Below are 24,267 nucleotides of genomic sequence, written 5' to 3'. Positions count from 1 at the left end.
GACGCCGCAAGCGGACCAGACGTCATCGAAGCATTACGACGCGAAAAAACCAAGGAGAGGCTCATGAGACAGGTAGAACGTGCGATCTTCGACGTGCGCCGCGGCTTGCCGGTCGTGCTGCGCACCCCGCAAGACGACGTCGTGATTCAGCCACTGGAAGGCATCGACGACAATACCCTGACATCGCTCGCCACGCTGACCGGCCACACCCCGGGGTTGGTGATCACCGAGCATCGGCTCGCCTGCCTTGGTACACCGATGCCCGAAGCGTCCCACGCCGTGCATCTGCCACTCAGCGCGGACCACCGTGCCGGTGATGTCGTCGCCTGGGCCATGGCAGCCGAGGCCGACACACCCGAGGCGTCGCAGCCCGCCACACCGGCGGAGACGGCGGCACTGGGCCTGATGCGGCGTGGACTGCTGGTGCCCGCCGCCTTGAGCGCCACGGTGGCCCCGTCACGCCGCGCGGCGGTAGAAGCCCTCATCGCCGATGGCACCTTGCTGGTCGTGGCGCTCGAGGACGTACAACGCTACGACGAAGGCGACATGACCTCGCTCAAGCGCATCAGCGAGGCGGAGATCCCACTGGCCGAGGCCGAGCGCACGCGATTCGTGCTGTTCCGCGAAAGCGACGGCCTGCGCGAGCACCTAGCGGTACTGGTCGACGATCCAGCCCAGTGGGCGGACGCCGTACCGACGCGCCTGCACTCGGCTTGCCTCACCGGCGACCTGTTCGGCAGCCTGCGCTGCGACTGCGGCGAGCAATTGCGCGGCAGCGTGGCCGCCATCGCCGAGCGCGGCGGCGGCATCCTGCTGTACCTCGCCCAGGAGGGGCGCGGCATCGGCCTGGCCAACAAGCTGCGGGCCTACCACCTACAGGACGACGGCCTGGATACCGTCGACGCCGACCAGGTGCTTGGCTTCGGCGACGATGAGCGCCGTTATCATGTGGCGCTGCAAATGCTCGAGGCACTCTCCGTCACGCGCATCGAGCTCTTGACCAACAACCCCGGCAAGATCGACGCCATGAGCCGAGGCGGCGTCGAGGTGGTCGGCCGCCAGGCCTGCTATGGCAAGCTCAACGAACACAACCGACGCTACCTGAGTGCCAAGGCCGAACGTGCCGGGCACTGGCTGGACGATGTGCTGGAGCGTGACGACGAACACGCCACGCGACGCGATACCAGCTCGCTCAAGTAACGTCGGGGCGACACGCTCATTCGCGAGATCGCGAGCCGAGCTGGGTCAGATCGAAACACGCCGCCGCCTCGACGACGGCGGCCAGGCGCGCGGCGAAATGCGTTACCAGACGCTCCCCGAGCGCCGGCGTGGCCAGTCGCGCATCGCCCACCACGCCGCTGGGATGCAGGTCCTGCGCCAGCCACGCGAAACCGGCATCGCCTTCGGGCAACAACCCATGCCCGCCTTGCTCCTGCCGTGCGCCCAGCGATACCGCCTCGCCGAGATGCGCGTGGCGCACCTTGTGCGGTGCCAGGTGCATCATCATGGCGGTTTCCAGTGCCCCGCCATGCAAACCATGGCGAAGCTCTTCGGCAGGCAACGCGTCGTCGGGCGGGGCGAAGCGAAAGTAATTCGCCTTGACCACCAGCAATCCATGACGCTCGCGCAACGTGAGCGCCGCAAGATCGACCACTGCCTTGTTGCCGCCATGGCTGTTGAACAGCACCAGGCGACGAATGCCGGCACGTGCCACGCTGGCGCCGACCTCCACCAGATGCGCGATGGCTGTCTCCGGCGTCAGGCTCAGGGTGCCCGCGAAATCGCCATGCTCGAGGCTCGACCCCACCGTCACCGTCGGCAACACCAAAAACTCGATATCGCGCGTCATGCGGGCTCGAGCCGCCGCCACCAGGCCGTCGGCGATATCCACATCGGTCGACAGCGGCAGATGCGCACCATGCTGCTCGATAGCGCCCAGCGGCAATAGCGCGACGCTTTGCGGCGTCACCCGCGCGGCCAGCTCGGGACTACTCAGTGACGCCCAGTCGGTGCCGCCGGGCGCGCTGCCGCCAGATGTTGATGCGTCCATGTCTAAATCCTCTCGATCGGAACGGTCGAATCACGGCCCTCAATCCCTCGGCCAAGCCAAGGCCGCCACCCACTCGGCGAACCCGCTGTCGCGCACCACGCGCCGCGTCAGAGCACTCTCGACGACGCTCGCGCCGCCTCCGGCCAGCGTCAAACGCTGCCTGGCCCGGGTAATGCCGGTATACACCAACTCGCGGGTAAGAATCGGATTGGCGCGTTCAGGCAGCACGAACATCACATGTGTGAACTCGGAGCCTTGCGACTTGTGCACCGTCATCGCGAATACCGTCTCGCAGGCGTCGAGCCGCGATGGCAGCACGGCCCGAACGCCACCGGCAGTCGCGAAGAACACACGCAGGCGCTGCCCCGCCTCGGCATCCGGCAAGGCGATGCCGATATCGCCATTGTAGAGCCCCAGTTGCGGGTCATTGCGCGTCACCATCACCGGCCGCCCGGCATACCAGCCCTGCGGATCCTCGATCCAACCCTCGCGCCATAGACCCGCCGCGATACGGGCATTGAGCCCCTCGACACCCCACGGGCCGCGCTTGAGCGCGCACAGCACCTGAAAGTCGTTCAACCGCGCGAGGACGTCGGCGGGGGATGCCCCGTCGCGCAAGCGACGATAAAAATCGCGATATCCCGCCAAGGCGGCGCGCTCGACATCACGCTGGGCGTTCGACGACGCCAACCATTGGATGTCCGCATACCCCGCGTGCCAAGCCTGGCGGAAGGCCACAACATCCCCGTCGTTGGTGGCCGCCGCCAGGGCGCCGATACCGCTATGCGCGTCGAAGCGGAAACTCTTGCGCAGCATCACCACATGATCGGCCAGCGGGGAACATGCCGGATCGGGCGCCATCTCGGTATCCGCCAATTGCGACAACACCTCGCAGGCAGCCGGCGAATAGCCCTGATCCAGCGCATTGGCGCAGAGATCGCCCAACACCGAGCCGGCCTCCACCGAGGCGAGCTGATCCTTGTCGCCGAGCAGGATCAGGCGCGCCTCGTCGGGCAGGGCCTCGAGCAGCGCCGCCATCAATTCCAGATCGACCATCGAGGCCTCGTCCACTACCAGCAGGTCGAGGCTCAACGGATGCCCTGCGTGATGACGAAATTGCCGCGTGTCGGGACGTGCGCCCAGCAGGCGATGCAGCGTCAGCGCCTCGCGCGGTAATGTTGCCGCCACGCCGGCCTCGACATCCAAGCCGCTCATGGCGCCGGCGATGGACTCGGACAATCGCGCCGCCGCCTTGCCGGTGGGCGCCGCCAGTTGGATACGCAAGGCGCGATCGCCCTGGGAGGCCGCCAGCGCCTGCGTCTGGAGCAATGCCAGCAAGCGCGTCACCGTCGTCGTCTTGCCGGTTCCGGGGCCGCCGGAGATGATCGTCAACCGGTTGCGCAGCGCCAGCGTACAGGCCACCTTCTGCCAATCCGGCGCGTCATCCGACGCGGCGTTGGCCGCGAACAGCCGCGCCAACGGCTCGGCAAGCGCGCTTTCCACCGGCAACGGGCGTCCCAGACGCGCGCCGAGATGCGTGGCCACGGCCTGCTCGGCGCGCCAGTAACGCCGCAGGTACAGGCGTTCGCCAACGAGCACCAGGGGCGTGGTGCCCGGCCCGGACGATGCCACCAGTGGCGACTCGGCCAGGCGCGCGGCCCAGGTCGCGCTGTCCAGCCCGCGCAGGAAGTCGTCCGGCAACGGTACCGTCTCGTGCGGAGCGTCCTCTTCCAGGGGGGGCAACGACAGCACGTCGCGCGGGGCAGCGAGTGCGCGTGGCAGGGTCAGGCAGACATGTCCGCGCCCCAGTTGATGGCTAGCCAGGGCCGCCGCCAGCAATACTTCGGCCGGCGCGTGGGCATCGTGTTCGGCCAGAAAGCGCGCGAAATGCGCATCCAGAGGACGCAGCCAGCCCAGTGCCTCCCACCAGGCCAGGCTCTCGAAGAGCGCCTCGCGGCTCATGGCAGGCGAGGCATCCAGCGCCAGCGTGTGTTGTTCTCCGCTCATGGACTGCTCCTCGTTCATGACGTCACTCCCTGTGAGGCCGAGGCTATCCCATGAGCGTCGCGCAAGGCCTCGACGGGGCCCGTGTCGCCATCCAGCCAAGCATCCAGCGCTTCGATCAGGCGGCGCTCGGGACGGCGTTGGAACACGCCCTGCCCCGGGGTGCCATCCACGCCGCGCAGAAACAGGTAACAGGCGCCCCCCATGTGGGTGTCGTAATCGTAATCGTCGAGACGCGCCACCAGCAGGCGATGCAACGCCAGCACGTACAGTACGTACTGCAGGTCATAACGATGCTCGACCATCGCCTCGGCCAACGTCTCGGGATGATAATCCGCCGGCGCGTCGCCCAGGTGGTTGGATTTCCAATCGAGGACGTACCAGCGACCGTCCTCGGCTTCGAACACCAGGTCGATGAACCCCTTGAGCATGCCGTTGAGCTTGCGTGGTGCCAGCCGGGGACGCGGCTCGGGCAAGGGCTCGAAGGCACACACCAAGGCGTCGAGCGGCGCGCTCCACGCCTGATGGGCAGGCAGCCAGAACTCCAACTCGGGGCGCCAGGCCGCCAAGCCGTCGAGACGAATCTCGGCCCCTGCATGGCCCGGAAAAGGCGTCGGCAATGCCGTGCACAACCAGTCGAGCAGCAGCGGCGCCCATTCGGACTCGAATCCCCCCAGATGCAAGCGCGTGCTGACCAGACGTTGCAGCTCGTCACGATAGGCCGGCTCGCGCAGGCGGTCGAGATCCACCGCTTCCAGCAAGCCGTGCAAGAAGGTGCCGGGACGCGGACCACGGGGGAAGTCGCGCAGTGTGCGCGCCGCGGGGCGTGGCACTGGATCGCGCTCGCGGCTGACCTCAACATCCAGGGTCGCCGAGGCGTCCCACGTCATCGAGGCCTCCTCGCCCGCCGGCTCGAGACGGGCGTCGACGATCAGCGCCGAGTACGAGGCGATCCACCAATCGTCGTCAATACCGCCGCTGAAGCGGCGCGCCGGCGCCACGGGCGGCAAGGCGTGGCGGACACGCAAGCGATGCGCAGGCGGCACGGGGATCGCCTCGACGCTCAACGCCGCCGTGAGACGTTCGTGCAGATCATGACCCTGGTCATCGGCCTGGCAGCCGAGCAGTCGACCCAGTGCCGTCTCGTGCAGGCAGCCACTGGTGCCGCGCCCTCGTCCCAGGTGGGCCACCCCCAGGCGGCAGGCGTGCGCGGCTCGCGTCAACGCCACGTAGAGAAGCCGCACGTCTTCATCCAGCCGGGCACGCTCGACGGCGGCCAACTGCTCATCATCGGCGCCATGCACCATCGCGCGGCCATGCTGAGGGTCGCGCCATTCGAGCAGCCCGGAGCCTCGCTCCGGCTCCGCCGGGCGGTAATCGCACACGAACGGCAACAGCACGATGGGGTACTCGAGCCCCTTGGCCTTGTGGATGGTGACCACCTTGACCAGGTCCTCGTCGCTTTCCAGGCGCTGGCTGACCGCCTCGGCATCGAGTTGCTGGGTGCCTTCGACGAGCGCACGATGCCACCAGCGCAGCAACGCATGCTCGCCGTCGAGACGCGCCGACACCGTCTGCGCCAGCTCCCCGAGATGCAGCAGGTCGGTAAGCGCTCGCTCGCCGTCGTCGCGCGCCCCCATGCGCTCGGCCACGCGAAAATCACGCATCACCGCGCGTAGCATGGGCAGCACGCCGCGCCGCTGCCACTGGCGGTGATAGTCGGCGAAACGCTCGACCTCGCGCTCCCAGGCCAGTTCGTCGGCGAGCAAGGCCTCCAGCGCCGCCGGCGTGTCGTTGAGCAACCGCGTCGCCAAGGCAGCCTTCAGGCGTGCGTCCTGGCGCGGTTGCGCCACCGCCTCGAAGAGCTGTAAAAGTTCGAAGGCCAGCGCGGTATCGAAGACACTGGCGCGTTCGCTGAGATACACGCTGCGAATGCCGCCCTCGGCCAGCGCGCGGCGCACGGCCAGCGCTTCGCTCCCCTTGCGTACCAGGATCGCGATATCCGCGGGGCGTACGTCGCGTTGCGTGCCATCGTCATCGGCGAAATGCCAGCCACCCTCGAGCGCCCGTTGCACCTCGGCCCGCGCGGCACTGGCCATGCTCGCTTGATAGTCGGCCTTGGTATGGCGTTCGTCCCCCGGCCACCAGGCGCCCAGCGCCGCCACGTCCTGTCCATCGGCGTCGCAAAGACGCGTCTTCTGCCCCTTGGCCGCGACCTCGACGAAGGGAATTTCGTCACTGCCAAACGGCGAGGGATGACGCGCGAACAGGCGATTGACCGCCTCGACCATGGCCACGCTGGAGCGGAAGTTGCGCTTCAGGGTGAAACGACTGGGCGTCTCGCGGCGCGCCGCCAGATAGGTATCGATGTCGGCGCCGCGAAAGGCATAAATCGCCTGCTTGGGATCGCCGATCATCAATAATGTGGTGGTGTCGGCATCAGCCTGGGGCGCGCGATAAATACGCGAGAAGATGCGGTACTGCAGCGGGTCGGTATCCTGGAATTCGTCGATCAGCGCCACCGGCAGGGCCTGGCGAATGCGCCCCGCCAGCCGCCAGGCCGCCTCCGGCGCCGTTTCGGGGTCAAGCGCGGTATCCAGGTCACGCAACAGGTCGCCGAACTCCCATAATCCCTGGCGACGCTTCTCGGCGGCGAACATCGCCGCCACAGTATCGCGTGCATGGGCCAGCAATCGAGGCGCCAAGACATCGAAGGGTGTCGCAGTCTCCGCCAGTTCGTCCAACCGGGCGAAGAACGGGTGCGAGGGCACGTCATGGCCTTTCTTGGTACCCTTCTCGAGCTTGGCCTGACTCAACCAGAAGCGGCCCTGACTGTCGGTCGTGCCGTCATCGGCCTCGAAGGTCGCCAACCATTGCTCGAACGCCGCCAGACGCGTATCGAGTTCGTCCGGCTTGTAGCTATTCTTGTTGAGCGCGCCGCGCGAGAAGGCATCGTTCAGGCAACTGGCGATGGCCTCGCGATCCCAGGCTTGGCGCAACGCGTCCTCCAGCGCCTGGCGTGCCGCCAGCGCGCGCTCGGCGTCGCCCAGCAATGCCGTCAACGACGCGGGCGCCTCGACACGCTCGCCGTCCCACCACAGGGGTTGCGGCCGTGCGTCCTTGAGCAGTGGCTGCAATGCCTGGCTGAGCGCTTCCGGGCCTTCCCAACGGCGGCGAATCTCGCGCTGCCAATGCGCGGCGAGCGGATAGAAATGACAACGCCAGTAATCCTCCACCACCCGCGTCAGCAAGGTCGAGCCATCTTGCAGCAGCTCGGCACCGAAGCGCGCGCCGGCATCGAAGGCATGACGGGTCAGCATCCGCTGACAGAAACCGTGAATGGTGAAGATGGCCGCTTCATCCATCAGCCGGGCCGCTTGGTCGAGGCGCTTGGCGGCGCTTGCCACGGCGGTCTGCCCGGCCTCGATCAATGGCGCGAGCAAGGCATCGAGCACGTCGTCGTGGCGTGCCCCGGGCGTGGCCAGCAACCAGTCGCGAGCATCCTTGAGACGCGCGCGAATGCGCCCGCGCAATTCGGCGGTGGCGGCTTCGGTGAACGTCACCACGAGGATTTCCGGCGGCAACAGCGGACGCGGATAGTCACACGCCTCGCGGCCCGGCAACGGACCGAGCACCAGACGCACGTAGAGCGCCGCCAGGGTAAAGGTCTTGCCGGTCCCCGCACTCGCCTCGATCAGGTGGTGACCGGCCAACGGCAGATGCTCGAGCACCAGCGGCTGGGGCTGGGGCTGCGCCACCGGGGCGTCATCGAACGTCGTCATGCGCGTCCTCCATGTACTCGCTGGGTTACCTGCGCCAGCATGTCAAGCAATGGCGCATAGAGCGTCAGCGAGGCCGCCACGCCTCCCGCCGCTTCGAAGGCGGCGAAATCGGGCCACAACTGCCCCAAAGCGCCGTCGCGCGCCCTCAGCGCCGCCGGTCCGGCATAGGCATCGGTTTCGTAACGTGCAATCAGCGCCTCACGCAGACCGCTCTCCAGTGGCTCCCCAGCCTGCAGGGCCTCGCAGGTCTCGCGCGGGGCGCGTTTCCAGATCTCTTGTGCGATCTCGCCGATCGCCGGCCAGGGCATGCGGTAGGCACGCGCCCAGGCGTCCAGCCAGGTCGCGAGCTGCTGTCGCGCCGTGCCGGCGGCCATTCCCGGCAAGCTCAGGCAACGGTCCTCGAAGACCGCCGTCCAACTGCAGGGCGCCTCCAGCGTGGCATTGGCGAGCAGCCAGCGCAGATACCCGCCGTAGAGTCGGTGCACCTTGCCAACGTGGCGATGCGGCCCGGTGCCCTCGACCTTCAAGTGGCCGTAATGCCCGGGCTCCAGCGTCATTAGACACCAGGGCGCGGCGGCCTCTTCCGGCGCGGCGAACACGTCGTCGAGACGCGCTTCCAGCGTCAGTCCCTCCGCGCCTCCCTGAAAGCGAGCGAGGAACGGCGACGTGGCGGTACAGGCAGCCACATCGCGACGCCAACTCTCCACCTGGCGCGACAAACGTGCCAGACGCGGTTCGATCAAGGCCTCGCCGAAGCCCGCCGTCGGCAGACGGCCAGCCAGGCGCAGCCGCTCGGCGACGCTGGCGAGCGCCACGCCTCCACGCGCGCCGTCGAGCAACTCGCGCTTGAGCCCATGATCCTCCAGGCCGTCCAGCGCGAAGGGTTCGTTGTCTTCGTCGGGAACGTGGGGGTCGACGTAATGAATGCCCAGGCGTCCCAGATAGACCGTCCACGGTCGTCGCAGCACGCGCTGCAGGTCGACCAGCGACAAGGGCTCGTCGGGCAGGGCCGCCTCCGGCACCGGTTCGTCGTCCGCCGTCGCCGCGGCGGGGGTATCGTCAGACGCCGCGTACAAGGCTTCCCAGCTCGCCTCGTAGGTGAAGCGTGGATCGTCGCGTTCGAAGTAGCGACGCGAGAAGGGCTGCAACGGATGCGTCTCGATCAGGCGGCGTGCCAGCCGCGTGTCGCGAGCGCCGGCGCCGTCTGCGGGTACATCCCAGCCCTGCTCGAGGGTATCGAGCAACTCGCCGATCAACACCGATGGCGGACGCGACGTGTTATCGCGCACATCGTGCCCCACCCAGGAAAGCGTCAGCTTGGCGCGCGCCGACAGCATGGCCTCGAGCATCAGATAGCGGTCGTCGTCGCGCCGCGAGCGGTCGCCGGGACGCGGCCGCGTGGCCATCAGGTCGAAGTCCTGGGGCTGACGTACACGCGGATAATCGCCGTCGTTCATGCCCAGCAGGTACACCTCGCGGAATGGAATGGCCCGCATCGGCATCAAGGTGGCGAAATTGACCTTGCCCGCCAGAAAGCGTTGCGCCAGGCCTCCTTCGTCCAGTTCGGCACGCAAGGCATCGCGGACCACGCCGAGCCCCACCAGCTCCTCGAAATCGGCATGCCGACATTGCTGGGCCCAACGCGCCAGGGCCGCGTCGAGACGCGCCATGACATCGTGTTCATCCGCCGTGGTGGGGTGCAGGCAGGCCGCGAACAGCGTCTGCAAACGGCCCAGCCATGTCGTCGGCGTCAAGCGCTCGCCCAGCGCCGCACACTGCTGTTCCAGGGTGCTCAGCAACGTCGCCACGCGCCCTGCCAGATCGGCCTCCAGGCCGCCGACCTCGGCATACGGCACGATGCCTTGGAAATCACCCGACGGCGCCCGCCCCAGTGAGTCTTCACTATCGCCTTGTGCCCCGCTGATCGAGGGATCGCCCACGGCGTAGCCCAGCAACATGCGCGACAGTCCGAAACGCCAGCTGTTCTCGCCCAGCGCCGGGAACCCCAGAGAAGCACGATGTTCGGCGCTGAGCCCCCAGCGCACGCCGCTGCCCGCCAGCCATTGGCGGAGCCGCTCGAGCTCGGCCTCGTCGATGGCGAAGGCAGTGCGGAAGGCGGGCACTTCCAGGGCATCGAGCACCTCGCTGACCGTCAGGCGGCGCTCGGGTAGCTCGAGCAGCAGCAGCGCCAGGACCATGAGCGGGTGTGCCTCGCTGGCCACCTGGTCGGCGATGGTGAAGGGGATGTGCCGGGGATGCGACGCCGGCAACTGGCCGAAGACCGCCTCGATACAGGGCGCGTAGCGGTCGATGTCCGGCACCATGACAATGATGTCGCGGGGACGCAGCGGCTCGCCCGCCGCCTCGGCACGCTCGAAGGCCGCCAATAGGCGGTCGTGCAGGATCTCCACTTCGCGCAGCGGTGAGTGAGCGCTGACCAGGGACAGCGAATCGTCATCCTCGGCGATCATTCGTGGGCCACCTTCCTGGCGGGCGCGTTCGCCGGGATGCACCAGATCGAGCACGTCCTGCTGCAATTGCTGAAGGAGCGTCGGCGATTGCTCGGGCGCCATGTCGCGGAAGACGTCGGTCTCGAGATCGAACCCACGGTCGCTTTCGAATTCGTACAGACCCACGATGAAGTCACGTCCCTGCGTGCCCCACCCTGCCAGCAACGGATTGGCATGCAGGTGCAGAGTTTCCTCGTCGAGCTCGGCCAGCCACGGCGCCTCGGGGTGGCGTTTCTCCTGCTCGCGGCGGGCTTGCGACGACAGCCGTCCGGTTCGTTTGATGGCGTCACGGTCGGAGACGATGTCACCCCAGTAATGACGGCAGGGGTTGGCGATCATCAAGAACACATCGACCACGCCGGAGAGTGCGTGCAAGGCTTCCAGCGTCTGCGCGGGCAGCGCCGAGATCCCAAACACGAAGAGCCGGGGCGGCACGTCGCGAGGCCGCTCGCGCAAGGCCCGGGCGGCCTCGAGAAAGCGCCGATGCAGGCGAGCGCGGTGGTGCTCGCGCGCGACGGCCGGGGCGTCCTCGATCAGCGCCCGCCAGAGCGCCGGCTGCCAGCGTTGATCATCGGGCAGATCCGTGGGCGCGTTTTCTCCCCTCTCCCAGGCCTCGATCCATTCGGGACGGTAGATCAGGTATTGATCGAAGAGATCGGCGAGGCGCACCGCCAGGTGCCAGCGACGCCGTTCGCGTGCCTCCTCTGCGGCACCCGGCAACGGACTCGCCTCGAGCGCCTCGCCCTGGAGATAATCGCGCAGCGGCGCGTAACACGTCGGGTCACCGGGAGACGCCTCGGGATCGAGGCAACGCTCCAGCAACTCCATCAGCCGCCAGGCCAGGGGTGTCTTGTCGAACGGGGACTGCTCGGGAATATCGTCACCCAGTACCGCACGATAGGCGCGCCAGACGAAGCTCGAAGGCAGCGGAAAGTCCACCGAGGCGGCGATGCCGTCGGCCTCGGCCAGGGTCAAGCGCAACCACTGCGCCATGCCGTTGGATTGCACGAGAAAGGTTTCCGGCACCAGCGGCGGTTGACGATGGCGACGAACGACATCAAGCGCGAGCGTCCCCAGGTCCTCGAGGTGATTGGCGTGTATGACGCTGAACATGCAGGCTCCCGGCGATCAAGGTGGCGTCCAGCGGCATCTTACACCATCGCGAGGGCAGCCCCGAGTCCGGGGCGGGCGGAAGAAAACCGGCGCGTCCGGCGGACAGTGCTTTAGACACCACGACCCACCGATCAGTTAACCTTTAAAAAACCCGTGGTTGACATATCGACACAGCCTCGTACCCTCTTGGTCAACTTTTCAATCACCAAAAGTTGACCAAAAAGAGAGAGCCTCATGCCTGCCCAGTCCCACGACCATGCTTGGGCCGAGTCGTCGTCGGTCTCCCAACCGACGATGCGCCACGACTGGTCCCTGGAGGAGATCGAAGCGCTGTTCGCGCTGCCCTTCAACGACCTGCTTTTCCGGGCCCAGCAGATGCACCGTATGCATTTCGATCCCAACGCCGTGCAGGTCTCGACCCTGCTGTCGATCAAGACCGGTGCCTGCCCCGAGGACTGCAAGTACTGCCCGCAATCCGGGCACTACAACACCGGGCTCGGCAAGGAAAAGCTGCTCGAGATCGAGAAGGTAGTGGAGCAGGCCAAGGCCGCCAAAGAAGCCGGCGCCAGCCGCTTCTGCATGGGCGCCGCCTGGCGCAGCCCGCAGGAGAAGGACCTGCGAGTGGTGATGGAGATGGTCGGCCGGGTCAAGGAACTGGGGCTGGAGACCTGCATGACTCTGGGCATGGTCGACGTCGATCAGGCCAAACGACTCGCCGAGGCCGGGCTCGACTATTACAACCACAACCTGGACACCTCGCCGGAATACTACGGCGAGATCATCACGACCCGCTCCTATGCCGACCGCCTGGATACTCTGGCCAACGTGCGCGAAGCGGGCATGAAGGTCTGCTCCGGCGGCATCCTCGGCATGGGCGAGGCGCCTCGCGATCGCGCCGCCCTGCTCCAGCAGCTTGTGCGCCTGGACCCGCATCCCGAGTCGGTGCCGATCAACATGCTGGTCAAGGTGCCGGGCACTCCGATGGAAAACGTCGAGGACATGGACCCGCTGGAGTTCATCCGCGCCATCGCCGTGGCCCGCATCCTGATGCCCAAAAGCCACGTGCGCCTGTCCGCCGGCCGCGAGCAGATGGACGAGTCGACCCAGGCCATGGCCTTCCTGGCCGGCGCCAACTCGATCTTCTACGGCGACACCCTGCTGACCACCGGCAACCCCCAGGTGGAACGCGACCGAGCGCTATTCGACAAGCTCGGCCTGCATCCCGAACCTATCGATCCGAATGCGCATGACGCCCGCAGCGACGATGAACAGGCCGAAACCGCGCTGGCCCATGCCATTCAACGCCAACGCGACGATGCCCTCTTCTACGACGCCGCCCGGGGCTGAGCCATGCACTCGCGTACGGATCTCTGGTCGAAGCGGCTGGCGAGGGCCGCGGAACAGCGCCGCTCTCACGATGGTTGGCGGCAACGCCCCACCCTGAGCGATGTCGCGCCTTTCATCGATTTCGCCGGCAACGATTATCTGGGCCTGGCCGACGACCCGCGCCTGGCCCAGGCCCAAGCCCAGGCTGCGAGACGCCTGGGTGCCGGCGCCAAGGCATCACACCTGGTATCCGGACACCTCGAGATCCACGAACGTCTCGAGCGACGCCTGGCCGAGCTGACCGGACGCCCTCGCGCCCTGCTGTTATCCACCGGCTACATGGCCAACCTCGGCGTCCTGCAGGCGCTGTGCGACCGCCATACGCGCGTGTTTCAGGATCGCTTGAACCACGCCTCGCTCATCGATGGCGCAAGGCTGGCCGAAGCCCCCTCGCGGCGTTTCCATCATCGTGACCTCGATGATCTCGAGCGCCTGCTGGCCCGCGCCCCGGACGATACGCCGACACTGGTGGTCAGCGATGGCGTGTTCAGCATGGACGGCGACGTGGCCGACGTGGGAGGGCTTGCCGCGACCGCCCGTCGCCACGACGCCTGGCTGATGATCGACGATGCCCATGGCCTCGGCGTGCTCGGCGAGCATGGCGATGGTTGCGTTGGGCGTGCCCACGACCACCATCAGGTGCCCATTCTGGTCGGCACGCTCGGCAAGGCACTGGGCAGTGCCGGGGCCTTCGTGGCCGGCGACGAGATGCTGATCGATCACCTGATCCAGTTCGCCCGCCCCTACGTCTACACCACCGCCCAGCCACCCGGCGTAGCAGCGGCCACCCTGGCCGCCCTGGACCTCCTCGAGCGGGAGCCCGAGCGCCGCGCCCGGCTGCATGAACGCATCGCCGATTTCCGTCGCGAAGCCTTGAGGCTCGGCTTGCCGCTGGCCGACTCCCGGACCCCCATCCAGCCCATCGTGCTGGGTGACAACGCCCGCGTCATGCGGTGGGCTCAAAGCCTGGCCCGGGCGGGATTACGTGTCGGCGCCATCCGCGCTCCGACCGTGCCGAAAGGCAAGGCGCGGCTGCGTATCACCCTCTCCGCCGCCCACGATGACGACGCCCTGGACGCCCTGCTCGAGGCACTGGCCGACTGCCAGCGGGAGGAACGCGCATGACTGCCACGCCCGAAAAACGCCTGGTACTGCTCTCCGGCTGGGGCTGCGACGCGCGTCTATGGCAGGCGCTCGATAAGCACTGGCCAGACAACCTCGAGATCATGTCCCCAGACTGGCCCGGTTACGGCGAGCGCACCGCGCTCGACGACCCCGCCTCGCTGGACGCGCTGGCCGAGGCAATGAGCGACGATCTCCCGAGTGACGCCGTCTGGGTCGGTTGGTCGCTCGGCGGCCTGCTGGCCGGGGCCCTGCTCGACCGACTGCCTCCACCCCGCACCCTGGTGCTGCTCGGAATGGGCGAGCGCTTCCCGCATCCCGAGGGCGTCAGCGAGGCCGCCCTGGCCCAGTTTCGCAAGGCCTTCCGGCGCGATCCGGTGGCCACTCACGCCCACTTCATGCGTTGGCAGCTCGGCGGCGAGCCGTCGCCCAGGAATGCACATCGACGCCTACGCAGCCTGCTCGGCGACGAAGCGAACGCCGATACTGCCACTCTGGCCGCGGGCCTCGCGCAGCTCGCGGAGATCGACAATACCCAGCGCCTTTGCACGCCGCCCTGCCCGGTGCATCGGCTGGCCGGCGAGGCCGACCCACTGCTGGCCCCGGCGGCGCGCGAGCAGGCCGATTACCGTCTACCCGAGGCCGGCCACTGCCCGCTTATCAGTCAACCAGCACGGCTCACCCGGGCACTGGCCGCCATCGCCAAGGCGCCCGAACGCTCCCTGGCCGAGGTCGCCCTGGAGTCGATGCCATGACCGCTCTGCCATGCCACGGCCTCGACGCGCGCACCGATGCCCGAGATCGCGACTGGTGCGCCCGGGTCGCGCATGCCTTTTCCCGTGCCGCGCCGCATTACGCTCGCCGCGCCACCGCCCAGCACGCCATGGGCAAGCGCCTGCTGGAGCGACTGCCCGGTCACGCTTGCGATGTGCTGGATCTGGGCTGTGGCCCCGGCGACCTGACCGCCGAACTGGCAACGCACTATGGCACCGACTGTACGGTCAGCGGCCTGGACCTGGCCCCGGGCATGCTCGCCGAAGCGCGTCGACGCCATCCCGGCACGATCCGCTGGATATGCGGCGACGCCGCCGACCTGCCGCTGCCGAGTGCGAGCCTCGACCTCGTCATCTCCAATCTGGCAATCCAGTGGTGTCCGGACCTGGACTCAGTGCTCACCGAGACCTACCGAGTGTTGAGGCCGGGCGGCCGTGCGCTGCTCAACACCCTGGCGCCGGGCACGCTGGCCGAGGTGGGCCAGGCCTGGGCACGCCCCGCGCTGCTCGAGTTTCGCGACGCGGCCCGCCACCGCCGCGCCGCCCACGGGGCCGGCTTCCACCGGGTCGAGGTCACGGCACGCCTCGAGCGCTTCCATTACCCCGACCTCTCCGCGGTGATGGCTTCCATCAAGGGCGTGGGCGCCCAGGTGGCGCGCGACGGGGCGCGGCTCTCCCGCGCCGACGTGGCCCGCGCCGCCCAGCGCTTCGAGACGCTTCGTACCGAGGACGGCCTGCCCGTCTCCTATCACCTCCTGACGCTCGATCTGGAACGCTGAAATGACCGCCTACTTCGTGACCGGCACCGATACCGACGCCGGCAAGACCCTCGTGGCCAGCGGTCTGCTGGCGCTGGCCCGCCGTCGCGGCCTTAGCACCCTGGGGCTAAAGCCCGTGGCCTCCGGCTGCGAGCCCACTGTCGATGGGCTGCGCAACGTCGACGCCCTTACTCTCCAGGCTCAGAGCATGCCGACCACGCCCTACGCCACCATCAACCCCTATACCTATGAACCGGCCATCGCGCCTCATCTGGCCGCCCGTCGGGCCGGCGAGATACCGACCCTTGACGCCCTGGCCGCGCACGTCGCCGGACCGCTGTCCGAGAAACGAGACCTGACGCTGATCGAGGGCGCCGGCGGCTGGCGGGTACCGCTCAACGACGACGAGGATCTCGCCGGACTAGCGGTCCGCCTCGAACTGCCGGTGATCCTGGTCGTCGGGCTCGAGCTCGGCTGCCTGAACCATGCCCGGCTCAGCGCTGAGGCGATCCGCGCCGACGGCCTGCGCCTGGCCGGCTGGGTGGGCAACCTAATCAACCCGGGCCTGTCCTTCGACGAGGCCGCCGACGAGACCTGCTACCGCGACAACCTGGCGACGCTCGAGCGCACCCTGGAAGCGCCCTGCCTCGGCATCGTGCCGCGTCTGGCCGCCGATACGCCGGACGCGCGCGCCCGTGCCGCCGCCGATCACCTTACGCTGCCCACATGCGAGGAATCCCTATGACATCTCCCGTCTGGCACCCTTACGCTCATCTCAAGACTCAGTCTCCCGCCCCCAAGGTGGTCGGCGGCGACGGTCCGCGCTTCACCCTGGACACCGGCGAGTCGCTGCTCGACGCCACCTGCTCCTGGTGGTGCATGATCCATGGCTATCGACATCCGCGGCTGGTCGAGGCCATCCAGCGCCAGGCCGACGCGCTGTGCCATGTGATGCTCGGCGGCCTGACACACGAGCCGGCCGACCGCCTGGCCCGCGAGCTGGTGCGCGTCACGCCCACCGGCTTGAACCATGTGTTCTTCTCGGACAGCGGCTCGGTGGGCATGGAAGTGGCCATGAAGATGGCCGTGCAGTACCACCATCTGCGCGGCAAGCCGGCCAAGCACCGCATGCTGACGCTGATGAAGGCCTATCACGGCGACACCGCCGGCTGCATGGCGGTGTGCGACCCCGAGGAAGGCATGCACTCGCTGTTCGCGGGCTTCCTGCCGCAGCATCACTTCGCGCCGGCGCCCACCGCCGGTTTCGAGGCCGGCAAGGATGAGGTCCAGGCCGACCTCGATGCCCTGCGCGCCGTGCTCGAGGCCCATCATGAGGAAATCGGTGCCCTGCTAATGGAGCCGCTGCTGCAGGCGGCCGGCGGGCTCAACATGACCTCGCCCCACTACCTGCGTGGCGCACGCAAGCTGTGCGACGAGTTCGACGTGCTGCTGGTTTTCGACGAGGTGGCTACCGGCTTCGGTCGCACCGGCAAGATGTTCGCCGCCGACCACGCCGACGTGACGCCGGACATCATGGTGCTCTCCAAGGGCCTCACCGGCGGCTACCTGGGCCATGCCGCGACGCTCGCCACCGACCGGGTGCACGACGCCTTCATCGGCGACAGCGAGCTTCACGCCTTCATGCATGGCCCGACCTTCATGGGCAATCCGCTGGCCTGCCGCGTCGCGCTGGAGAGCCTGGCAGTGTTCGAGGAGGACGATTACCTGGGCCGCATTCAGGCGCTCAACACCGTGTTGCGCGAGGAACTTATGGATGACGCGGCGCTGCGCGCCCACCCGGACGTGTCCGACGTACGCGTGCTAGGCGCCACCGCAGTGATCGAGGTCCACGATGCCGAGGCACTCAAAGGCGTGGCCGATTTCGCTCGATCCCGGGGCGTGTGGCTGCGTCCCTTCGGTCGCTGGCTGTACACCATGCCGGCCTACATCACCTCAGGGGACGAGTTACGACGCATCACCGGTGCCATGAAACGTTGGTTTTTCGAGCGCAAAACTGCCTCATAAGCGCATGAGGCCGTTGTCCGTCCCAATATCCGCATGTTCCCGGCGAGACGCCGGGTTACGTTTTCGCCCGGCGGCGATGTTAACCTATCGGGCTCATGTGCCCTTTCATTCACCGGCACCGCGAATTCCGCGAGGAGTCATCCGTGCAGCCATTGCCGCCTCCCTACCCGAATACCGCCGAGGGACGCCCACGGCGGGTCGGCGTGGAAATCGAGTTCGCCGGCCTCATGCCCGACACCGCCGCGCGGCTGGTCGCCGACTGCTTCGGTGGCGACATTGTACGCAAGAGCCCTCATCGCATGAGTGTCGAAGGCACGCCCTGGGGAAAATTCACCATCGAGCTGGACAGCAAGTACGTCCACCCCGACGATGCGGTCATGAAAGCCAACGGCATGGCACCCGGCAAGGCAGCGTCAGCAGGACGCGAATGGCGCGTGGAGTTCCATCAACGCTCCCGCGAATGGCTCGGCGAGATGGTCGCGGGGCTGGTGCCGACTGAAATCGTCTCGCCGCCGATCCCCTGGTCAGAGCTCGGCGAGTTCGACCGGCTTTTCGACGCCTTGCGCCGGCATGGCGCCGAAGGCACCGATGCCAGCGTCTTCTATGGCTTCGGGCTGCATCTCAACCCCGAAGTCCCTGCGACCGATACGTCGAGCGTCCTCGCGCACCTGCAGGCCTATATTATCCTCGCCGCCTGGCTCCGCGATCAGATCCGGGTCGATATCACGCGCGAGATACTGCCGCATACCAATCCCTTCTCCAAGGCCTATGCCTTGAAGGTTCTCGACCCCGATTACCAGCCGACGCAGGCGCAGTTGATCAGCGACTACCTGCGCGACAACCCGACGCGCAACCGTGAACTCGACATGTGCCCCTTGTTCGCCCATCTCGCGCCCGAGGCCGCGCATCCCTTGCTTCAGGAAAGCCTGGTCAAGCCACGCCCTACCTTTCACTTTCGCCTGCCCAACGCCCAGCTCGACACACTCGACTGGGGCAGCGTCACGGAGTGGAATCGCTGGGTAACGGTCGAACGCCTGGCCGCCGATCCGCACAGTTTACGCACCCAGATGCAGGCCTATCGTGCCCACCATACGCAATCGACGATGGGGCAATGGCGGGACAAACTGAAACGCTGGGTCGAGAAATGAGTTCACGCCCCCTGATCGGCATTACCACGTCGGATCACAAGAGCTTTCTGGCGTGGGCATGCGACCGCCTTGCCGTGTGGCGTGCCGGCGGCCAGCCGGTGCGGCTCTCGCCCTCGCGCGAGATTCCCGAAGGGCTGGCGGGATTGATGATCGGCGGCGGCGACGACATCGGCGCCCAGCTCTATGGCGGAGAAATGCGACTCGACGTACGCGTCGACCCGGCGCGGGACCGCCTTGAACTCGCTCTACTCGAGCGCTTTCTGCCCCAGCAGTTGCCCGTGTTGGGCATCTGCCGAGGCGCGCAGATCATCAACGTGCACTGCGGCGGCACCTTGATCGGCGATATTTACACCACCTACGATCACGTGCGCCGTCAGCGCACCGTGCTGCCTCGCAAGCAGGTCGACATCGCTACCGGAAGCCGCTTGCACACCCTACTCGGCGTCTCGCGCTGTCGCGTCAATAGCCTTCATCACCAGGCGGTGGATCGACTGGGCGATACCCTTCACGTGGTGGCACGCGACCGTAACGGCCTGATCCAGGCCATCGAGGCGCCCGAATGTCCGTATCTGGTCGGCGTGCAATGGCATCCCGAATTCCTCGTTTTCAATCGCCCCCAGCAGCGCCTGATTCGAGGCCTCGTCGACGCCGCACGCGAGCGTTGATCTCTTTACACGCGCTGACCTTCCCACACGAAGATGCCCCGCATGATGGCGGGGCGTCGTGGTCTGCGTGTGACTTTGGTTGAGTACTTCTCAGCGGCTCATGAAGCCATGACCGCCAACCGCCGACCACTCGGCGCACGCATCAGATAGAGCCCAATGACGATGCCCAACCCGCCAAGCGCGGCGACATAGACCGCCGGGAACATGGGATGCACGGTCATCAATACCGACACTACGATGGGCGTGAAGCCGCCGAAGATCGCGTAAGCGACATTGTACGAGAACGACAACCCCGTGAAGCGCACCATGGCCGGGAACGATTTGACGGCAATCGTCGGTACCACGCCAACGATACCCACCGCAAAGCCGCACAGGATATAAAGCGGCGTCAGCCACTCGGGATGCGTGCCAACGGTGGTCATCATCGCCCAGTAGCTGATCGCCAACAGCAAGCCCCAGAGCATGATGGTGGGGCCGCTACCAAAGCGGTCCGCGCTCCAGCCCGAAGCCAGGCACCCGACCACCACGCCGAGGATGGCGTAGACATTGGCCAGCGAGGCATCCAACGCGTAACGCGTCTCGAGTAGGCTCGGCGTCATCAGGATCACCACCACGATGGCGGCGGTCAGAATCCAGGTAACGGCCATCGACAGCACCACGCTCGGCAAGTTGTTGCGCAAGACGCTTTTGACCGGCAGTTCCTCGGCAAGCGCCTTCTTCTCCTGCATCTCGGCGAACACCGGCGTCTCGTGTAACCAGCGCCGCAAGTACACCGCCAGCAGCCCGAACACCCCACCGATCAGAAACGGAATCCGCCAGGCATACGCGGCCAGCTCCGCATCGCTGTAGGTGGTCTTGATGAACGCCGACATCAGCGAGCCGATGAGAATGCCCGACACCAGGCCAGCGGACAGCGTGCCGCAGGCAAAACCCACGTGACGACGCTTGACGTGCTCGGTGACGAACACCCAGGCACCGGGGACTTCACCGCCCACGGCGGCACCTTGCAGGATGCGCAGTGCCACCAGCAGCAGGGGCGCCGCATAGCCCAAGGTATCGTAGGTCGGCATCAAACCGATCAACAGCGTCGGCACCGACATCAGGAAGATCGACAGGGTGAACATCTTCTTGCGCCCCAGCAGGTCACCGAAGTGCGCCATGATGATGCCGCCCAGCGGGCGTGCCAGATAGCCGGCAGCGAAGATTCCAAAAGTCTGAATCTGACGCAGCCATTCGGGCATTTCAGGGGGAAAGAACAACTGCCCCACCACCGTCGCGAAATACACGAAGATGATGAAGTCGTAAAACTCCAGCGCGCCGCCCAGAGCGGACAGCGACAGCACCTTGACGTCGCGGCGATTGAGCGGGCGCGACGAGGCCGTATCGGTCTCTTGCGAAGTAGCCATGATGAATGAGGTCTTCCGTCGAATGATCGTTGGTTGTTTTATACGATGAATAACTGCGTCCAGCGTCGCGATACCTAAGTAGGCGGGAGGTACCGACCGACGAGCGTGTAGGAGGCTAACAGATTCGCGGAGAGACTGCATTAGCGACGTTGTCAAGCACCAACGACACTAAGGGAAGATACCTATAAACCTATAATATAAAAGGGCCGGCGCAATGCCGGCCCCAGAGAAGCGATGCCGATCAGCTTTCGAGCTTTGCATCCAGCGTGATTTCGGCATTCAGCACGCGCGAGATCGGGCAACCTTCTTTGGCCTTGTTGGCCGATTCGTCGAAACCTGCCTGGTCGATTCCCGGCACTTTGGCACGGGTGACGAGGTGCACCTTGGTGATCTTGAAGCCGCTGTCATCCTGATCCAGCGTCACGGTCGCCTCGGTACGCACATCGTCGGGGTCGTGTCCGGCTTCTCCCAGGATCATCGACAGCGCCATCGAATAGCAACTGGCGTGGGACGCTGCGATCAATTCCTCGGGATTGGTCCCCGGCTCACCTTCGAAGCGCGTGTTGAAACCATAGGGATTGTCCTTGAGCGCACCGCTCTGAGTGGAGACCGTCCCCTTGCCGCGCTTGAGACTGCCTTGCCAATGGGCGGAACCGGTTTTCTCGATACTCATTCGTGCCTCCTTTCGTGAGTGGGCGTCATGCCCCTACACCATAGTCCATATGGGTGATGTCGTGGACTTCAAGGGGCAAGGGATCAATCGCTCGCCCGCACGCGACGACACGCCGCCCACTGCTCGGCCAACGCGGCGCTGCCGATTTCACGCAAGGTAGCGACATTATCCTCGGGGATCGACTCCGGCGCGGAATGATTCGCCACGGCGGCCTCGACACTGCGCTCGCGCAGGAGGTGCCACATCGGCCAGGGTGAACGGTTGGTGTAATTGGCGGGATCGCTCGCCGCGACGCCTTCGAAAACATAGTCAGGGTGAAAGCTCGCCAACTGGTAAATCCCCGCGTACCCCTCCGCCTCGAGCAATGCTTCGGCGACGCCTAACAGATCCAGGTAGTCGTCGAAGTCGGCCAGCCCCTCCGGCAGGATCATCAGTGTGGTCTCGATGGCTGGCTCGGCATCCAGACGATGACATTCCTCGATCAAGGTATGCAGAAGATGTTCGGGTTCATCATCGTTCGCCACGACATAACGCAGGCTGTTGCGGCGTACCTCGCGACCGGCGAAGGGACAAACGTCATGCGCCACGACGAAGTTCGCCACCCAGGCGCGGGTCATGGCGATGATATCGGCATCCAGGGGACGCTCGGACATTTGAATCGATCCTGAAACGAGAGAGGGCCGCCAGTATAACGGACTTGTCGTGCTCTCCGTGTCGGCGCACCCTGAATGCACCCTCATTCACCCATACCATCCCCATGTCAGGGAGCAGTCATATGGTCAAGTCCCTTTCCCCCGACACGCCTAGCGTCACCCTCTCTGCCACCGCGCGCGAGCCCACCGTCGCGCTGCCCGCCATCGGCCAGGGCAGCTGGCACATGGGCGAGAACCGTGCGCCACGCCGCGACGAGGTGCATGCACTTCAGCACGGCCTCGACCTGGGGATGACACTGATCGACACCGCCGAGATGTACGCCGACGGTGGTGCCGAGGAAATCGTCGGCGAGGCCCTGCGCGGTCGTCGCGACGAGGCCTTCTTGGTCTCCAAGGTCTACCCGTGGAACGCCGGCCGCCAGGACGCCATCGCCGCCTGCGAGCGCAGCCTGCAACGCCTGGGCACCGACTATCTGGATCTGTATCTGCTGCATTGGCCTGGCAGCGTGCCTTTGGAAGAAACGCTGGAAGCCTTCGAGTACCTGCAAGCCCAGGGCAAGATTCGCCGCTACGGCGTCTCCAACTTCGACGTCGACGACATGCAATCCCTGCATGCCGTCCCCGGCGGCGATGCCTGCAGCGTGAACCAAGTGCTCTACCACCTCGGCTCGCGCGGCATCGAACACAGCCTGCTGCCCTGGCAGAGAGATCACGGCCTGCCGACCATGGCCTACTGCCCCTTGGCCCAGGGCGGTCGAGAGCTCAAACATCCCGAGGTCCGCGCCATCGCCGACGCGTTCGGAGTCAGCCCTGCCCAGGTGCTCCTGGCATGGGCGACCCGCCCCACTTCCGACGGCCAGCGCGATGTCATCGCCATCCCCAAGGCCGTGCAGCCCGCGCACGTCGAAGCCAACGCCGCCGCCATGCGACTCACGCTGGACGACGCCAGTCTCGCCCGACTGGAAGCCGCCTTCCCCGCGCCGGCGCGCAAACCGCCGCTAGATATCGTATGAATATCGGCTAACCTGATGATTCACCAAGATTTCATTCAGCTATCCATATTCGGGAGCTCACGTTGGCTATGACCACATCGCCCCCTACCCTCGTTCGACCTTACTGGCTGTCGGCTATGGGGCTGGCGCTGAGCGCTGGCTTGTTTGCGACACCTCTCGCTGCCGAAACCCAAGAGCAAGCCCAAGAGGGCACGCCAACATACGGTGCCGAGTTGGAAGGCTTCGATTACCCCTACCCGGTCGAGCGATTCCAGTTCGCCTCGCAACGTCAGGACCTGCAAATGGCTTATCTTGACGTACCCGCCGAGGATCCCAATGGCCGCACGGTCGTCCTCATGCACGGGAAGAACTTCTGCGCGGCAACCTGGGAAGATTCCATCCAACGCTTGACCGATGCCGGCTACCGAGTGATTGCCCCGGATCAAATCGGCTTCTGCAAGTCGAGCAAGCCCGAAGCCTATCAGTTCAGCTTTCACCAGCTCGCCGCCAACACCCACGCCTTGCTCGACAATCTAGAGCTCGACGAGGTCACCGTCATGGGGCACTCCATGGGCGGAATGCTAGCGAGCCGCTACGCCTTGATGTACCCCAAGGAGACCGAGCAACTGGTACTGGTCAATCCCATCGGGCTGGAAGACTGGAAGGCCAAGGGCGTGCCCTATCAGACGATCGACGAGACCTACCAGGCTGAACAGCAGAAAAACGCCAAAGGTATTCGCGAGTATCAACGGTCCACGTACTACGTGGGCGAGTGGGAGCCTCGCTACGACCGTTGGGTCGAGATGCTAGCCGGTATGTACGCTGGCGAAGACGGCGACCTTGTGGCATGGAACCAGACGTTGACGTCCGACATGGTCTTTACCCAGCCCGTGATTCACGAGTTCGGCGAGCTGCAGGTACCCACACTGTTACTGATCGGCGAGCAAGATAATACGGCCATCGGCAAGGGACGTGCGTCTGACGCGGTCCAGCAGAAACTGGGCGACTACGAAGTGCTAGGCGAGCAGGCCGCCGAGCGCATCCCGAATGCCAAACTGGTCGAATTTCCCGACCTCGGTCACTCGCCGCATATTCAAGAACCGGAACGCTTCCATAAAGCGTTATTCAAAGGGCTGGGGGCGCTTGACAATAGACAAGCTCAGCAAGAGTAACAAAAGCCGCTAAATTGTCGTCTGTACCACTAAGC

The 24,267-nt window shown here is 66.1% G+C and carries 18 protein-coding genes; 11 read left to right on the top strand and 7 right to left on the bottom strand.

Annotated features, from left to right (window positions below; genetic code table 11):
- Positions 1–63: 63 nt before the first annotated feature.
- Positions 64–1,200 carry a GTP cyclohydrolase II gene (locus SR908_RS13475; protein ID WP_246920692.1) on the top strand — a complete coding sequence of 379 codons (1,137 nt, stop codon included), beginning with the start codon at positions 64–66 and terminating at the stop codon, positions 1,198–1,200.
- Positions 1,201–1,216: 16 nt separating this feature from the next.
- On the opposite strand, the gene SR908_RS13470 is transcribed toward SR908_RS13475, so the two are convergent.
- Genes SR908_RS13470 through recC form a run of 4 tightly spaced genes read right to left on the bottom strand, consistent with a single transcriptional unit; the run spans position 1,217 to position 11,459 of the window.
- Positions 1,217–2,050: a creatininase family protein gene (locus tag SR908_RS13470; RefSeq protein ID WP_246920691.1), complete on the bottom strand. Its 834-nt coding sequence runs from the start codon at positions 2,048–2,050 to the stop codon at positions 1,217–1,219.
- 39 nt (positions 2,051–2,089) lie between these two features.
- The gene (recD, locus tag SR908_RS13465) at positions 2,090–4,057 is read right to left on the bottom strand and encodes an exodeoxyribonuclease V subunit alpha (protein ID WP_246920690.1); all 1,968 of its coding nucleotides are present in this window, start codon (positions 4,055–4,057) and stop codon (positions 2,090–2,092) included.
- 14 nt (positions 4,058–4,071) lie between these two features.
- Positions 4,072–7,836, bottom strand: a complete 3,765-nt coding sequence (recB, locus tag SR908_RS13460) for an exodeoxyribonuclease V subunit beta (protein ID WP_246920688.1) — start codon at positions 7,834–7,836, stop codon at positions 4,072–4,074.
- Complete coding sequence (gene recC / locus SR908_RS13455) at positions 7,833–11,459, bottom strand: exodeoxyribonuclease V subunit gamma (RefSeq protein WP_246920687.1); 3,627 nt, start codon at positions 11,457–11,459, stop codon at positions 7,833–7,835. Before recC ends, recB begins: the two co-directional genes overlap by 4 nt.
- 234 nt (positions 11,460–11,693) lie before the next feature.
- Between recC and bioB the strand changes: the two genes are divergently transcribed.
- The 8 genes from bioB to SR908_RS13415 all read left to right on the top strand — a co-directional run bounded on the left by bioB (position 11,694) and on the right by SR908_RS13415 (position 19,336).
- Complete coding sequence (gene bioB, locus SR908_RS13450; RefSeq protein WP_378076180.1) at positions 11,694–12,806, top strand: biotin synthase BioB; 1,113 nt, start codon at positions 11,694–11,696, stop codon at positions 12,804–12,806.
- A 3-nt stretch (positions 12,807–12,809) separates the two neighbouring features.
- Positions 12,810–13,970, top strand: coding sequence for an 8-amino-7-oxononanoate synthase (gene bioF / locus SR908_RS13445; RefSeq protein WP_246920685.1), 1,161 nt, complete (start codon positions 12,810–12,812; stop codon positions 13,968–13,970).
- Positions 13,967–14,722 carry an alpha/beta fold hydrolase gene (locus SR908_RS13440; RefSeq protein WP_246920683.1) on the top strand — a complete coding sequence of 252 codons (756 nt, stop codon included), beginning with the start codon at positions 13,967–13,969 and terminating at the stop codon, positions 14,720–14,722. The genes bioF and SR908_RS13440 overlap by 4 nt, the downstream gene beginning before the upstream one ends.
- On the top strand, positions 14,719–15,519 hold the full coding sequence (locus SR908_RS13435; RefSeq protein ID WP_246920681.1) for a methyltransferase domain-containing protein: 801 nt from the start codon (positions 14,719–14,721) through the stop codon (positions 15,517–15,519). Before SR908_RS13440 ends, SR908_RS13435 begins: the two co-directional genes overlap by 4 nt.
- Before the next feature lies 1 nt (position 15,520).
- Positions 15,521–16,243 (top strand): dethiobiotin synthase, encoded by a 723-nt coding sequence (gene bioD, locus SR908_RS13430; RefSeq protein ID WP_246920679.1) that lies wholly within the window; start codon positions 15,521–15,523, stop codon positions 16,241–16,243.
- Positions 16,240–17,523 (top strand): adenosylmethionine--8-amino-7-oxononanoate transaminase, encoded by a 1,284-nt coding sequence (gene bioA / locus SR908_RS13425; protein WP_246920677.1) that lies wholly within the window; start codon positions 16,240–16,242, stop codon positions 17,521–17,523. Before bioD ends, bioA begins: the two co-directional genes overlap by 4 nt.
- Positions 17,524–17,666: 143 nt before the next feature.
- Positions 17,667–18,671: an amidoligase family protein gene (locus tag SR908_RS13420; protein WP_040244132.1), complete on the top strand. Its 1,005-nt coding sequence runs from the start codon at positions 17,667–17,669 to the stop codon at positions 18,669–18,671.
- Complete coding sequence (locus SR908_RS13415; protein ID WP_246920675.1) at positions 18,635–19,336, top strand: gamma-glutamyl-gamma-aminobutyrate hydrolase family protein; 702 nt, start codon at positions 18,635–18,637, stop codon at positions 19,334–19,336. Before SR908_RS13420 ends, SR908_RS13415 begins: the two co-directional genes overlap by 37 nt.
- Before the next feature lie 98 nt (positions 19,337–19,434).
- Here the strand turns inward: SR908_RS13415 and SR908_RS13410 are convergent, their stop codons facing one another.
- The 3 genes from SR908_RS13410 to SR908_RS13400 form a co-directional block, all read right to left on the bottom strand.
- Positions 19,435–20,742, bottom strand: coding sequence for an MFS transporter (locus tag SR908_RS13410; RefSeq protein ID WP_246920672.1), 1,308 nt, complete (start codon positions 20,740–20,742; stop codon positions 19,435–19,437).
- Positions 20,743–20,983: 241 nt separating this feature from the next.
- Positions 20,984–21,415: an OsmC family protein gene (locus SR908_RS13405; protein ID WP_097022463.1), complete on the bottom strand. Its 432-nt coding sequence runs from the start codon at positions 21,413–21,415 to the stop codon at positions 20,984–20,986.
- An 83-nt stretch (positions 21,416–21,498) separates the two neighbouring features.
- Positions 21,499–22,068 (bottom strand): DUF1415 domain-containing protein, encoded by a 570-nt coding sequence (locus SR908_RS13400; protein ID WP_246920669.1) that lies wholly within the window; start codon positions 22,066–22,068, stop codon positions 21,499–21,501.
- 122 nt (positions 22,069–22,190) lie between these two features.
- Here SR908_RS13400 and SR908_RS13395 point away from each other — a divergent pair, with 122 nt between their 5' ends.
- Positions 22,191–23,081, top strand: coding sequence for an aldo/keto reductase (locus SR908_RS13395; RefSeq protein ID WP_281504775.1), 891 nt, complete (start codon positions 22,191–22,193; stop codon positions 23,079–23,081).
- 68 nt (positions 23,082–23,149) lie between these two features.
- Positions 23,150–24,232, top strand: a complete 1,083-nt coding sequence (locus SR908_RS13390; protein WP_246920666.1) for an alpha/beta fold hydrolase — start codon at positions 23,150–23,152, stop codon at positions 24,230–24,232.
- The last annotated feature ends 35 nt before the right edge of the window (positions 24,233–24,267 follow it).

Source organism: Chromohalobacter canadensis (assembly GCF_034479555.1).
Classification (GTDB): domain Bacteria; phylum Pseudomonadota; class Gammaproteobacteria; order Pseudomonadales; family Halomonadaceae; genus Chromohalobacter; species Chromohalobacter canadensis.
This window is presented reverse-complemented; position numbering and strand designations above follow the sequence as displayed.

What these genes read in the sequence shown, in the direction of transcription:
- SR908_RS13475 (WP_246920692.1), top strand. Translation starts at nt 64, where the DNA reads ATGAGACAGGTAGAACGTGCGATCTTCGACGTGCGCCGCGGCTTGCCG.
- SR908_RS13470 (WP_246920691.1), bottom strand. Translation starts at nt 2,050, where the DNA reads ATGGACGCATCAACATCTGGCGGCAGCGCGCCCGGCGGCACCGACTGG.
- recD (WP_246920690.1), bottom strand. Translation starts at nt 4,057, where the DNA reads ATGAGCGGAGAACAACACACGCTGGCGCTGGATGCCTCGCCTGCCATG.
- recB (WP_246920688.1), bottom strand. Translation starts at nt 7,836, where the DNA reads ATGACGACGTTCGATGACGCCCCGGTGGCGCAGCCCCAGCCCCAGCCG.
- recC (WP_246920687.1), bottom strand. Translation starts at nt 11,459, where the DNA reads ATGTTCAGCGTCATACACGCCAATCACCTCGAGGACCTGGGGACGCTC.
- bioB (WP_378076180.1), top strand. Translation starts at nt 11,694, where the DNA reads ATGCCTGCCCAGTCCCACGACCATGCTTGGGCCGAGTCGTCGTCGGTC.
- bioF (WP_246920685.1), top strand. Translation starts at nt 12,810, where the DNA reads ATGCACTCGCGTACGGATCTCTGGTCGAAGCGGCTGGCGAGGGCCGCG.
- SR908_RS13440 (WP_246920683.1), top strand. Translation starts at nt 13,967, where the DNA reads ATGACTGCCACGCCCGAAAAACGCCTGGTACTGCTCTCCGGCTGGGGC.
- SR908_RS13435 (WP_246920681.1), top strand. Translation starts at nt 14,719, where the DNA reads ATGACCGCTCTGCCATGCCACGGCCTCGACGCGCGCACCGATGCCCGA.
- bioD (WP_246920679.1), top strand. Translation starts at nt 15,521, where the DNA reads ATGACCGCCTACTTCGTGACCGGCACCGATACCGACGCCGGCAAGACC.
- bioA (WP_246920677.1), top strand. Translation starts at nt 16,240, where the DNA reads ATGACATCTCCCGTCTGGCACCCTTACGCTCATCTCAAGACTCAGTCT.
- SR908_RS13415 (WP_246920675.1), top strand. Translation starts at nt 18,635, where the DNA reads ATGGCGGGACAAACTGAAACGCTGGGTCGAGAAATGAGTTCACGCCCC.
- SR908_RS13410 (WP_246920672.1), bottom strand. Translation starts at nt 20,742, where the DNA reads ATGGCTACTTCGCAAGAGACCGATACGGCCTCGTCGCGCCCGCTCAAT.
- SR908_RS13405 (WP_097022463.1), bottom strand. Translation starts at nt 21,415, where the DNA reads ATGAGTATCGAGAAAACCGGTTCCGCCCATTGGCAAGGCAGTCTCAAG.
- SR908_RS13400 (WP_246920669.1), bottom strand. Translation starts at nt 22,068, where the DNA reads ATGTCCGAGCGTCCCCTGGATGCCGATATCATCGCCATGACCCGCGCC.
- SR908_RS13395 (WP_281504775.1), top strand. Translation starts at nt 22,191, where the DNA reads ATGGTCAAGTCCCTTTCCCCCGACACGCCTAGCGTCACCCTCTCTGCC.
- SR908_RS13390 (WP_246920666.1), top strand. Translation starts at nt 23,150, where the DNA reads ATGACCACATCGCCCCCTACCCTCGTTCGACCTTACTGGCTGTCGGCT.